This window comes from Klebsiella sp. LY, assembly GCF_004010915.1.
Taxonomy (GTDB): domain Bacteria; phylum Pseudomonadota; class Gammaproteobacteria; order Enterobacterales; family Enterobacteriaceae; genus Klebsiella; species Klebsiella quasipneumoniae.
The window spans coordinates 3,894,405-3,905,558 of the sequence record NZ_CP022444.1 but is presented as its reverse complement, the minus strand read 5'-3'; the positions used below and the strand labels follow the sequence as shown (position 1 = coordinate 3,905,558).

Sequence of the window (11,154 nt, the reverse complement as noted above, 5' to 3'; positions counted from 1 at the left end):
CCATAATATTAAACAGAAGCGCATTAAGGCGAGTAAAATACAAAGCATATTGCGTTAGGGATTATTTTGCCGGACAATATGTTTTTTAACTGATGATTAACATGACATGAAACATCCGCTGGAAACGCTCCTCTCCGCCGCCGGGATCCTGCTCCTGGCTCTGCTCTCCTGTCTGCTGTTGCCCGCGCCGTCGCTGGGCCTGACGCTGGCGCAAAAGCTGGTTGAGACATTCCATATGATGGATCTCAACCAGCTTTATACGGTGTTGTTTTGTTTGTGGTTCTTAGCACTGGGCGCCATTGAGTATCTGGTGCTGCGCTGGGTGTGGCGTCGCTGGTTTTCGCTCGAACGCTAAACCAGGAAGGGCGCGCCTCAGTGGGCGCGACTGTGGTTCTCTTTACGGTAGGCGCCCGGCGGCAGATTGAAGGTCCGGGTGAAGACGCGGGTAAAGGTCTGTTGCGAATCGAAGCCATACTTCAGGCAGATATCGTAGACCCGCTGATCGGTGTCACGCAGATCGCGGGCGGCCAGCAGCAGCTTCCTTTCGCGAATATAGCGCCCCAGGCTCTCCCCTTTATACTGTAAAAACAGCCGTTGCAGATGCCATTTCGAATACCCGGCATGGCGAGCGATATCATCAATACGCAGCGGTTGATGCAGGTTGTCATCAATCCACTCGACGATAGTATCAATCACCTGAGCGGAAATCGTCATATGCTCTCTCCTCTGATACTGCACTGGCGCTTAGCGCCACCAGGCGTTAAATGATTGCGTCTTATCGGCGACCCACACCGGCTCGCCCTGCACAGGCGTCAGCAGACGCCAGGCCCTTCCTTCGCTGGCAGCCGCCAGCCGTTGATACGGTTCATCCCAGCTGTGTTTCGCCAAAACGAATCGTCCTGCATGCCCAGGCAGCACCGCGCGAGCGCGCAGGTCGTCGGCGGCCTGAGCTGTTTCATCCGGCATCATGTGAATATATTTCCAGTCCTGGTCATACTGCCCGTTCTCCATGATCGCCAGATCGACCGGACCAAATTCATCGCCTATCGCTTTAAAGTGCGGCCCATAGCCGCTGTCGCCGCTGTAATAAATCTTTTGCTGCGGGGTAACGAACAGAAAACTGGCCCACAGCGTCTGGTTGCGCTTCAGCCCACGGCCGGAAAAGTGCCGCGCCGGCAGGACGTGGACGGTGAGCTCGTCGTTAACCGGAATCGCCTGCTGCCAGTCCGCTTCGGTAATCAGCGCCCCGTCCATCCCCCAGTAACGCAGGTGCGAGCCAACCCCCAGCGGCGTAATGACCCGCTTAATTTTCGGCAGCAGAGCGCGGATGGTGGCGTAATCCAGATGGTCGTAATGATCGTGGGAGATGATCAGCAGATCGATCTCCGGCATCCCTTCCGCCCGCCACGGATAGTCGCCGGGGAAAGCTTTATTAATAAAGGAGAACGGCGCCGCGTAATCGCTGAACACCGGGTCGATCAGGATGCGTTTTCCCGCCAGCTGCAGATACCAGGAGGAGTGGCCGAGCCAGACCATCACGTCCTGCCCGAGGGGCAGCGTCGCCAGATCGGTCTTCACCAGCGGCAGCGGCTGCGCGGGACGGGCGTTTTCCCGTTTAGTCATCAGGAAATCCCACCATGCCGCCAGCATATTTTTTTGCCCGGTGAACCCCGGCGTGGGCAGCTGGTTATGGAACTGGCCATCCCGGTAGTGGGGGGACGCTTCCACCTGGCTAAGCTGTGCCCCCTGCGGCGCCTTACCAAAACCGGCATTGAGGACAAACGGCAATGTCGTTGCTGCTGCGAGTAACATGATGGCGACCACGCTGAAAGTGACACGGTTCATATCCTGACCAGACAAAAGCCCCCATCCCGGAGGCTTTATGATATAACTTGATTATGAGTGAGTACGCACTCATTATTAGGAATGTGATGAAAGTCGTCAAGACGATTTTCAGTTTTTGCGTTCCGCCGTTGCAGCAACCAGGTCAGACGTGCAAAGATCGGCGGTTTGTTTAAACCTGCGTGAGGAAAAAAGTAGTGGCTCGTCCAAAGAGTGAAGATAAAAAGCAAGCGTTACTGGAAGCTGCCACCGCGGCTTTCGCCCAGTCCGGCATCGCCGCCTCGACGTCGGCCATCGCCCGCAGCGCCGGTGTGGCCGAGGGGACGCTGTTTCGCTATTTCGCTACCAAGGATGAGTTGCTCAACGAACTGTACCTCGCCATTAAGCTGCGCCTGGTGCGCACCATGATCGCCGGGCTGGATCCGGACGAGAAGCGCCCGAAAGAGAATGCGCGCAATATCTGGAACAGCTATATCGACTGGGGCGTGCGCAACCCGATGGAGCACAAGGCGATCCGCCGTATGGCGCTCAGCGAGCGCATCACTGACGAAACCCGCCGCCAGGTGAAAGAGAGCTTTCCGGAGCTCAACGAAATGTGCCAGCTGTCGGTGAAAGAGATATTCCTCAGCGAGGCGTATCGCGCCTTTGGCGACGCCCTGTTTTTGTCGCTGGCGGAAACCACCATCGAATTCGCCAGCCACGATCCGCAGCGCGCCCGGGAGATTATCGCCCTCGGTTTTGAAGCCATGTGGAACGCCCTGCATGAGGCGGACGCCTAATGACGCCGGAAACACTGCATCCCTGCGCTCACCGTATCGCCCTGACCTACCCGTTTACCGAACATTGCTGGCCCTTTGGGCCGGAGTACGATGTGTTTAAGGTCGACGGCCGCATCTTTATGATCACCATGACCATTCGCGGGCGGGCGCTGGTCAACCTGAAGGCCGAGCCGCAGAAGTCGCTGCTCAATCAGGAAATTTATCGCAGTATCGAACCCGGCTACCATATGAACAAGAAACACTGGATCACGGTGGTGCCGGGCGACGACATCAGCGAGGATCTGCTGGCCGAGCTGATTGACGATTCGTGGCACCAGGTGGTGAACAAGCTGAGCAAAAAGGCGCAGCAGCGCCTGCGTCCGCGCTGATTTTCAGCCAAACGCGATAAGTGTTATCGCATTTTTCACCCTTATCATTTTGCGATCTTCGCTGTACTCTTCCTCTCCTGAACGCACCGGTAAGGTGCTGTAAACTGTGAGGAAGAGTTATGGATATCGTATCGGTCGCTTTGAAGCGCTATTCCACCAAGGCCTTTGACGCCACGAAAAAGCTGACTGCCGGGGAAGCGGAACAGCTGAAAACGCTGCTGCAGTACAGCCCGTCAAGCACCAACTCCCAGCCGTGGCACTTTATCGTTGCCAGCACCGATGAAGGCAAAGCCCGCGTGGCGAAAGCCGCCAGCGGTACCTACGTGTTCAACGAACGTAAAATTCTTGACGCCTCGCACGTGGTGGTGTTCTGCGCGAAAACCGCGATGGACGACGCCTGGCTGCAGCGCGTCGTGGATCAGGAAGAGGCCGATGGCCGTTTCGCCACTCCTGACGCAAAAGCCGCTAACCACAAGGGTCGCACCTTCTTTGCCGATATGCACCGCAAAGAGCTGAAAGATGACGATCAGTGGATGGCGAAGCAGGTGTATCTCAACGTCGGCAATTTCCTGCTGGGCGTAGCGGCGATGGGCCTCGACGCCGTGCCGATCGAAGGGGTTGATTTTGCGATCCTCGATGAGGAATTTGACCTGAAAGCCAAGGGCTACACCAGCCTGGTGGTGGTCCCGGTTGGCCACCATAGCGTGGAAGATTTCAACGCTACCCTGCCGAAGTCGCGTCTGCCGCAGTCGACGACCATTACCGAGATTTAATCTCTCCACGGGCGCCTTTAACCGGGCGCCTCTGGTGCCGCTTGTCAGTGCCGGATGGCGGCCAGGCCTTAACCGGCCTACATAACCATCCATATATCAGATAGTTACCCTTTGCCGTAGGCCCGCGCAAACGCAGCGCCGCCGGGCGATGACAACGGGCTCGGAGCCGATTTTATGCCTGGTGGCGGCTGCGCCTGACCCGGCATACGGGATCCTCTTACAGGCTTACACCTCGCAGCGCCGCCGGGCGCGTTAATTTAGTAAAGTAAAACTTGCGGGTGCTTTATACCGCACGCTAACGCGTATCGCGTTAAGGTATCCAGGCTGGTGCGGGTGATATTGGCTTCCATTCTGGAGACCGTTGGCGCACTCACCCCCATCCTCTGCGCAACCTGGGCTCGGGTCAGCCCCGCCTGCTCGCGCCATTGTGCCAGCATAGTACGTAATCGGTGCTGACGTTCTTGCGCATCGAACGCAGCCTGAACCTCAGGCTGGCTAAGCAGTTCTGTTTTTAACGTATCCCAGTCAATGATCTTTTTACTCATTGCGCATCTCCTCTAATCGCTTCAGCGCCAGGCGAATTTCCGATAACGGGGTTTTTTGCGTTTTCTTGACAAAAACACGTAGCAGAAAGAGCGTTTTGTTTTGCTGAAAAACGTAGATCCCCCGCCCCTGTACCGAACCTAACGCTCGAATTTCAAATAGCCCTTGTCCAAGCGGTTTACTATCAGGTTCTCTCAGCGCGGTGGGATTTTGGCGTAACTTGTCTAATTGCCTGATCATCTTCGCCTGGACAATAGCCGGAAGCGCCTGCAACTCCTTTTTAACGTCCACATGCACAACCATTCTGAACATCAGACTCCCTTCCTCTGAATGTTAGCATAGAAGATAAATTGCCTTAAAGGCTAATCTTTGAGATACCCGGCAAGCCTATGCTCATTTGCAGCCAATCGCAGAAAAATGCGCTAAAACTGGAATCAGGGACGAAAAAAAGCCGCGACTTAGCGCGGCCTGAGTGGTGAGCATGCTCAAAACGAGATTAGTTGTTCTTCCCCCGCCCTTCACCCGCGTGCCAGATGCGCTCGGCATAGCGGCCAATCACCGCCAGCGAGACGGCAAGGATCAGGAAAAACAGCACCTTGTGCATCCCGTTCCAGAAAAACTCAAAGAAGCGGGTATAGAGATTGATCGCCAGGAAGGTTAACCCAAAGCCGCGCAGCATTGCGTCATCGGTTTTCAGACTGATAAAAATGCAGACGCCGGCCGCCGCGGCAAACAGCAGCCCCCACGGCAGGAGTCGCGCCTGGCTTACGTTGTACCAGCTGTCAGCGTCGTAATTGCCGAAAATCGACAGGATCCACAGCGCAATAAACAGATACGTGAGGCCCATCGCCTTGCTGACGGTAAACAGCTGCCGCTGGCGAAGCAGGGACTGCGCGCCGTAGCAGAGCGCCAGCAGCGCGCCGCCGAACAGGACGAAGCGAATCGGGTAGTTCATGCCCAGCCAGTAGGCGCCCCACCCCGAGACGTAGCCGGTTTCTGCGCCAAACCAGTTACCCAGCGCCAGCAGAAAAAAAAGCCACACCAGCCCGGAGCGGGCAACATAGCCGATAGCGCCGTAAATCATGCATCCGGCCAGAAACAGCGGCGCGATATGGCCGCTGCCGTTATCCAGCCGTTCACCCAACTGCCATAGCGCCACCGCGGTAAAGACGACGCCCAGAAACAAAATCGCCTCGGTGCTGTAGTGCCACTGCGTCTCCCGCTGCTGGCGGCGAAAACCCCAGCCGTAGCAGGCGACTGCCAGCAGTGCAGGCAGCAGGATCCGCGTCAGCGCCGAGTGGCTGAACAGGCTCAGCAGCCACGCCACCAGTTCGCTGTCGGCAAACAGACTGCCCAGAGCAATCAGCACGCAGGCCAGCGCGGTCCAGAAGGCATAGCGGCTCAGGCGCCGCCAGTCGAAGGGGGAGACGCACAGCGTGTGCGCCAGCCGCTGACTGTCCGACGGGGTTAACTCCCCGCTGGCCTGCCAGGCGTTCAGCGCGCGCTGAATAATGCGCTGCTCTTTTCGGGTTACGTTCATAGGCATTCCTTGAGACTGATGACAAACCTGTTTTCGCTAATATGCTCGCCTTTTTGCCGGGTGGCGGCGTACGCCTTACCCGGCCTACAAACCCAAATCACCGCGGGTCCTGGGGCTGCTGAAACTGCCGGTGCTGGCGGCCTCAACATCGCTGAGACGTTCCCGGCAGGCCGGGGCAGCCCGCATGGATGCGGGCTGAGGGCCGTGTTTTGCATGGACGCTGCCTCGGCCCGACCCGAAGCCTGCAGGGATAAGTCGAAGGCACCACGCAGTGGCGATTTTGCTGGCCGGAGCCCGGGGGTACAGGGGGCGGCGGCGACTGGCCGCCCCCTGTGCGCTCCCTGCGTCATGAGAGATATAACGCAGAAGACTAACCGGGAGCGCAATGTGCGCTGAAGTCGCAGATAACATAAAAGACTTCCCTGCAGTGCTTTCCCTCACCCTGGCCCTCTCCCGGAGGGAGAGGGAACCGTCCAGCAGCCCGGCCGGGCAATACCCGAAGATGGCACATTCTCAACCATCTGAGTCCTTGTCATGAATGTTGGTCCAGCCACGCCAGCGCCTGCTCGCCCGCCTCGTCCATCGGCAGGTAGACCAGCAGACGCGAACCATTGCGCGGCGCCGAATACCAGTACATCTGCTGCAGGCTGAATCGCCCGAGCTGCGGGTGGTTAAAATGTTTAATCTGGTTTTCCACGCCGCGCACCTCGTAGCGCTGATGCCACAGCGCTTCAAACTCCGACGAGGCGGCGAAAAAGCGCGCCAGTTTGTTTTCCCATGCCGGATCGCCACGGTGCTCGGCCATCGCGGCGCGGAAATAGGAGACAAAAGTCGGCAGCACATCGCGATTTTCAATCCGGCTGCGCCAGGTCTCATGGGTCAGATACAGATAAATGCAGTTGCGATCTTCTTCCGCAAGGGTGGCGAAATCGACACCCATCAGGCGGCAGAAGCTGTCGTTCCAGGCCACAATATCAAAGTTCGGTTTTTGAATGCTGGCCGGCTGCGGCATCAGGCTGTCCAGCATGCGACGGGTGCCGGGGCTGATGCCTTCGCACGCCGTCACCTGGGTGGCTTCCGGCGGGGTCAGCCCGGCGAGCACGAACAGATGCCGGGTCTCCAGCGGACTGCACTGCAGGGCATTCGCCACCCCCACCAGCACTGCCTCCGACGGATTCACCTCCCGCCCCTGCTCCAGCCAGGTGTACCAGGTAACGCCGACGTCGGCGAGCATCGCCACCTCTTCCCGGCGCAGACCCGGCGTGCGTCGGCGGCCCACCCGGGGTAACCCCAGGCGCTGCGGATCGAGGCTTTCACGGCGGGCGCGCAGAAACGCCCCCAGCTGTTTGCGCCGATCGTCCGGCACGGCGAACGTCGACTCCCGTTGCGGCATCGTGGTCATCACCCCTCCAGCATGGTAGTTCCAGTACCAGTATAGACAGGAACTGGTACCCGTTTAATTTATCGGTAATGCTACGTCGGTCTGCTGAATGACGCAATGGAGATTCCCATGAAAACGTCTGCTGTTTCACCCGGCCGCGCCGGTCTGTTGCTGCTGCTGGGCGGCCAGATGCTGCCGCTTATTGATACCTCGATCACCAATGTGGCGCTGGACGCCATCACCCATACCCTGGCGGCCAGCGCCACGCAGCTGGAACTTATCGTCGCGCTCTACGGTGTCGCCTTTGCCGTCTGCCTGGCGATGGGCAGTAAGCTTGGCGATAACTATGGCCGCCGGCGCCTGTTTATGTGGGGCGTCGCCCTCTTTGGCATCGCTTCCCTGCTGTGCGGGATGGCGAACAGCATCGGCGCCCTGCTGGCGGCCCGCACCCTGCAGGGCGCCGGGGCGGCGCTGATTGTGCCGCAGATCCTCGCCACCCTGCACGTCACCCTCAAAGGCCCCGCCCACGCCCGGGCCATCAGCCTGTACGGCGGGATCGGCGGGATCGCCTTTATCGTCGGTCAGATGGGCGGCGGCTGGCTGGTGTCGGCGGACATCGCCGGGCTGGGCTGGCGCAACGCCTTTTTTATCAATGTGCCGATCTGCCTGCTGGTGCTGGCTCTGAGCCGCCGCTATGTGCCGGAAACCCGTCGCGAGACGCCGTCGCGGATTGACTGGCAGGGCACGCTGTACCTCGCGCTGATCCTCTGCTGCCTGCTGTTCCCGATGGCCCTCGGTCCGGAGCTGCGCTGGCCGCTGTGGCTGCAGCTGATGCTGGTGGCGGTCCTGCCGCTGCTGTTCGCCATGCGTCAGAGCGCCCTGCGCCAGCAGCAGCGCGGCGATCATCCCCTGCTGCCGCCGCGTCTGCTGCAGTTGACCAGCATCCGCTTCGGGATGGCCATCGCCCTGCTGTTTTTCAGCGCCTGGTCCGGCTTTATGTTCTGCATGGCGCTGACCATGCAGGAGGGGCTGGGGATGGCGCCGTGGCAGTCCGGCAATAGCTTTATCGCCCTCGGCGTGGCCTATTTTATTTCGGCGCTGTATGCCCCGCGGCTTATCGCCCGCTACAGCATGGGGCGGATCCTGCTGACCGGTCTGGCGGTGCAGATCGCCGGTCTACTGCTGCTGTGCGCCACCTTCTCCCGCTTCGGGATCGCCACCACCGCCCTGACGCTGGTCCCCGCCACGGCGCTGATCGGCTACGGCCAGGCGCTGATCGTCAACAGCTTTTACCGGATTGGCATGCGCGATATCAGCGCCAGCGACGCCGGGGCCGGGAGCGCCATCCTCAGTACCCTGCAGCAGGCGACTCTCGGCCTTGGGCCGGCTATCCTCGGCTCGCTGTTCCTGGCGCTGGCCCGTCGCGGCGGCGGAAACTATCCGCAGGCGCTGATTGATTTTCTGCTGGTCGAGGTGGCTATGATGCTGTTGCTGGGGGCCATCGCGCTGTGGCTGCGTCATCATCTCAACCGACAGCCGGCGACGGTAGCGTCGTAATACCGGCGGCGGTGATTTGCATAATCGTCATCCAGCGGTCATCATACCCGCTGGATATTCAGGAGACGTTATGCAGGAATTAATATCGCAAATTGCCGCCTTAGGAATCGAAATAACTCCCACCCGCTCGCTGATGATTATCTTCGGCATTATCTTGTTCACCGCCGTCGTCGTGCATCTGATATTGCATAAAGTGGTGCTGCGCGCTTTTGAAAAACGGGCATTGGCCAGCAGCCATCTGTGGCTGCAAATCATCACGCAGAATAAACTCTTTCACCGACTGGCCTTTACCCTGCAGGGGATCATCGTCAACGTGCAGGCGGTGCTGTGGCTGCAAAAAGGCAGCGAGGCCGCAGAAATATTAACCACCGTGGCTCAGCTATGGGTGATGATATATGCCATGCTGTCCTTCTTCTCGCTGCTGGATGTGATCTTAAAGCTGGCGCAGAAATTTCCCGCCGCCTCTCAGCTACCGCTGAAGGGGATATTCCAGGGAATTAAGCTGGTGACGGCGATTATTATCGGCATCCTGATTATTTCCCTGCTGATAGGCCAGTCGCCAGCGATCCTGATTAGCGGGCTCGGCGCCATGGCCGCGGTGCTCATGCTGGTATTTAAAGATCCGATCCTTGGCCTGGTGGCCGGTATCCAGCTCTCGGCCAACGATATGCTCAAGCTTGGCGACTGGCTGGAGATGCCGAAGTACGGCGCCGACGGCGCGGTGATCGATATCGGCCTCACTACGGTCAAGGTACGTAACTGGGATAATACCATCACCACCATTCCGACCTGGTCGCTGGTCTCCGACTCGTTTAAAAACTGGAGCGGCATGTCGGCCTCCGGCGGCCGCCGCATTAAGCGCAGCCTCAACATCGACACCACCAGCATTCATTTCCTCGATGAACAGGAGCAGCAGCGCTTGATCCGGGCGAAGTTGCTTAAACCCTATATGGATTCGCGCCACGAGGAAATTAGCGCCTGGAACCAGCAGTATGCCGGGGAACAGTCGGTTCTCAATGAGCGGCGAATGACCAATGTCGGCACCTTCCGTGCCTATCTGCAGGAGTATTTACGTCATCATCCACGCATCCGCCAGGATATGACCCTGATGGTGCGCCAGCTGGCGCCGGATGCCAACGGCTTGCCGATCGAGATCTATTGCTTCACCAACACCGTGGTGTGGGCGGAGTATGAGGGGATCCAGGCGGATATTTTCGACCATGTCTTCGCCGTGGTGGAGGAGTTTGGCTTACGCATTCATCAGACGCCCACCGGCAACGACATTCGCGCGCTGGCGGGCGCCTTCTCCCGCTGAACTCAGGCGCTGGCGCGGGCTATCACGCGCCAGTCCATCATCACCCGCTCAACGGCAGCGTCGGGATCGTCGATGCGTTTCATTAACAGATCCACCGCCGTGCGGCCGATCGCCCGGGAGGGCTGTTCAACGGTGGTCAGCTGCGGGGAGACCACTTCCGCCAGCTCGGTGCCGTCGAAGCCGATCACCGCGATATCCTCCGGCACCCGCAGTCCAGCCTGGTCAATCGCCCGTAGCGCCCCGGCGGCAAGGGAGTCCGAAACGGCAAACACCGCGTCAGGCTTCTCGTCTTGCGACAGCAGCTGCTCCATCGCCCGTTTACCGGCCGCCGCGCTAAGATCCTGCGCGTAGGTCACCTGCTGATACGCCAGACCGTGCACGTGCAGCACGCTTTTATAGCCGCGCTCGCGCAGGCGGGCGTAGCGATAGCTGAGGTCGTGATTAATGAGCGCGATGCGACGGCGGCCGCCGTCGGCCAGCCGGGACACCGCCCCCTGAGCCGCCTCGACGTCGTTAATCCCGACGCAGGAGATGCTGCCGGTATCGGCATACTCCGCACACTGCACCCAGGGCGCATCGCCAATCATGGTGGTCAGTTCCGGCAGGCTGGAGAGCGCGTTCATGGTAATAATGCCGTCGACCATTTTGCCGGAGAGCAGCTGCAGGCCCGAGGTCGAGCGGGCCAGATCCGACCCGGAATTACACAGCAAAATGCGGTAGCCGTTCTTCTCCGCCTCTTCTTCTATCCCTTTCACCACCTCGGCGCAAAAAGGGTTAGCGATATTGGAGACCATCACCAGGATCATATTGCTGCGGGCGGTTCGCAGCTGACGCGCCAGCAGGTTCGGCTGATAGTTGCTCTCTTTGATCGCCTGCAGCACGCGCTCACGGTTTTTGGCTTTTACCGTATCGCTGTTGTTCAGCACCCGCGACACCGTGGCCACCGAGACGCCGGCCAGACGAGCAATTTTCTGAATAGACATAAACCCTGCACTTCCTGCGATAGAGGTGGATCCTGCAGGCTATCATAAATGAGCTCTGGTTGGCCTGCCAGCC

The 11,154-nt window shown here is 59.2% G+C and carries 13 protein-coding genes; 6 read left to right on the top strand and 7 right to left on the bottom strand.

Annotation, left to right across the window (positions count from 1 at the left end):
• Positions 1-106: 106 nt before the first annotated feature.
• On the top strand, positions 107-355 hold the full coding sequence (locus CE636_RS22130; RefSeq protein WP_002893037.1) for a DUF1158 domain-containing protein: 249 nt from the start codon (positions 107-109) through the stop codon (positions 353-355).
• Between the two features lie 17 nt (positions 356-372).
• Here the strand turns inward: CE636_RS22130 and CE636_RS22125 are convergent, their stop codons facing one another.
• Positions 373-714, bottom strand: coding sequence for a RamA family antibiotic efflux transcriptional regulator (locus tag CE636_RS22125; RefSeq protein WP_004202492.1), 342 nt, complete (start codon positions 712-714; stop codon positions 373-375).
• Positions 715-744: 30 nt separating this feature from the next.
• Positions 745-1,860, bottom strand: a complete 1,116-nt coding sequence (locus CE636_RS22120; RefSeq protein WP_025999133.1) for an MBL fold metallo-hydrolase — start codon at positions 1,858-1,860, stop codon at positions 745-747.
• A 179-nt stretch (positions 1,861-2,039) separates the two neighbouring features.
• Between CE636_RS22120 and CE636_RS22115 the strand changes: the two genes are divergently transcribed.
• The 3 genes from CE636_RS22115 (at position 2,040) to nfsB (ending at position 3,762) form a co-directional block, all read left to right on the top strand.
• Positions 2,040-2,621, top strand: a complete 582-nt coding sequence (locus tag CE636_RS22115; protein ID WP_017899014.1) for a TetR/AcrR family transcriptional regulator — start codon at positions 2,040-2,042, stop codon at positions 2,619-2,621.
• Complete coding sequence (locus CE636_RS22110; RefSeq protein WP_004202487.1) at positions 2,621-2,989, top strand: MmcQ/YjbR family DNA-binding protein; 369 nt, start codon at positions 2,621-2,623, stop codon at positions 2,987-2,989. The genes CE636_RS22115 and CE636_RS22110 overlap by 1 nt, the downstream gene beginning before the upstream one ends.
• Before the next feature lie 119 nt (positions 2,990-3,108).
• Entirely contained in the window at positions 3,109-3,762 is a 654-nt protein-coding gene (gene nfsB, locus CE636_RS22105) for an oxygen-insensitive NAD(P)H nitroreductase (RefSeq protein WP_004202485.1), read from the top strand.
• Positions 3,763-4,019: 257 nt separating this feature from the next.
• Here nfsB and CE636_RS22100 read toward each other — a convergent pair whose 3' ends face one another.
• From CE636_RS22100 to CE636_RS22080, 4 genes are all read right to left on the bottom strand, one after another.
• Entirely contained in the window at positions 4,020-4,307 is a 288-nt protein-coding gene (locus CE636_RS22100; protein ID WP_017899013.1) for a helix-turn-helix domain-containing protein, read from the bottom strand.
• A complete protein-coding gene (locus tag CE636_RS22095) occupies positions 4,300-4,617 on the bottom strand; it encodes a type II toxin-antitoxin system RelE/ParE family toxin (protein ID WP_017899012.1) in 318 nt (105 codons plus the stop codon). The genes CE636_RS22100 and CE636_RS22095 overlap by 8 nt, the downstream gene beginning before the upstream one ends.
• 184 nt (positions 4,618-4,801) lie before the next feature.
• Positions 4,802-5,845 carry a hypothetical protein gene (locus CE636_RS22090; RefSeq protein WP_017899011.1) on the bottom strand — a complete coding sequence of 348 codons (1,044 nt, stop codon included), beginning with the start codon at positions 5,843-5,845 and terminating at the stop codon, positions 4,802-4,804.
• A gap of 532 nt (positions 5,846-6,377) precedes the next feature.
• A complete protein-coding gene (locus CE636_RS22080) occupies positions 6,378-7,247 on the bottom strand; it encodes a helix-turn-helix transcriptional regulator (RefSeq protein ID WP_017900842.1) in 870 nt (289 codons plus the stop codon).
• A 108-nt stretch (positions 7,248-7,355) separates the two neighbouring features.
• On the opposite strand from CE636_RS22080, the gene CE636_RS22075 reads away from it, so the two are divergent.
• A complete protein-coding gene (locus CE636_RS22075) occupies positions 7,356-8,783 on the top strand; it encodes an MFS transporter (RefSeq protein ID WP_017900841.1) in 1,428 nt (475 codons plus the stop codon).
• Positions 8,784-8,853: 70 nt separating this feature from the next.
• Positions 8,854-10,098 (top strand): mechanosensitive ion channel family protein, encoded by a 1,245-nt coding sequence (locus CE636_RS22070; RefSeq protein WP_004202471.1) that lies wholly within the window; start codon positions 8,854-8,856, stop codon positions 10,096-10,098.
• A 2-nt stretch (positions 10,099-10,100) separates the two neighbouring features.
• Here the strand turns inward: CE636_RS22070 and CE636_RS22065 are convergent, their stop codons facing one another.
• Complete coding sequence (locus tag CE636_RS22065; RefSeq protein WP_017900840.1) at positions 10,101-11,081, bottom strand: LacI family DNA-binding transcriptional regulator; 981 nt, start codon at positions 11,079-11,081, stop codon at positions 10,101-10,103.
• Positions 11,082-11,154 lie beyond the last annotated feature (73 nt).

What these genes read in the sequence shown, in the direction of transcription:
- CE636_RS22080 (WP_017900842.1), bottom strand. Translation starts at nt 7,247, where the DNA reads ATGACCACGATGCCGCAACGGGAGTCGACGTTCGCCGTGCCGGACGAT.
- CE636_RS22100 (WP_017899013.1), bottom strand. Translation starts at nt 4,307, where the DNA reads ATGAGTAAAAAGATCATTGACTGGGATACGTTAAAAACAGAACTGCTT.
- CE636_RS22065 (WP_017900840.1), bottom strand. Translation starts at nt 11,081, where the DNA reads ATGTCTATTCAGAAAATTGCTCGTCTGGCCGGCGTCTCGGTGGCCACG.
- CE636_RS22095 (WP_017899012.1), bottom strand. Translation starts at nt 4,617, where the DNA reads ATGTTCAGAATGGTTGTGCATGTGGACGTTAAAAAGGAGTTGCAGGCG.
- CE636_RS22090 (WP_017899011.1), bottom strand. Translation starts at nt 5,845, where the DNA reads ATGAACGTAACCCGAAAAGAGCAGCGCATTATTCAGCGCGCGCTGAAC.
- CE636_RS22075 (WP_017900841.1), top strand. Translation starts at nt 7,356, where the DNA reads ATGAAAACGTCTGCTGTTTCACCCGGCCGCGCCGGTCTGTTGCTGCTG.
- nfsB (WP_004202485.1), top strand. Translation starts at nt 3,109, where the DNA reads ATGGATATCGTATCGGTCGCTTTGAAGCGCTATTCCACCAAGGCCTTT.
- CE636_RS22070 (WP_004202471.1), top strand. Translation starts at nt 8,854, where the DNA reads ATGCAGGAATTAATATCGCAAATTGCCGCCTTAGGAATCGAAATAACT.
- CE636_RS22125 (WP_004202492.1), bottom strand. Translation starts at nt 714, where the DNA reads ATGACGATTTCCGCTCAGGTGATTGATACTATCGTCGAGTGGATTGAT.
- CE636_RS22110 (WP_004202487.1), top strand. Translation starts at nt 2,621, where the DNA reads ATGACGCCGGAAACACTGCATCCCTGCGCTCACCGTATCGCCCTGACC.
- CE636_RS22130 (WP_002893037.1), top strand. Translation starts at nt 107, where the DNA reads ATGAAACATCCGCTGGAAACGCTCCTCTCCGCCGCCGGGATCCTGCTC.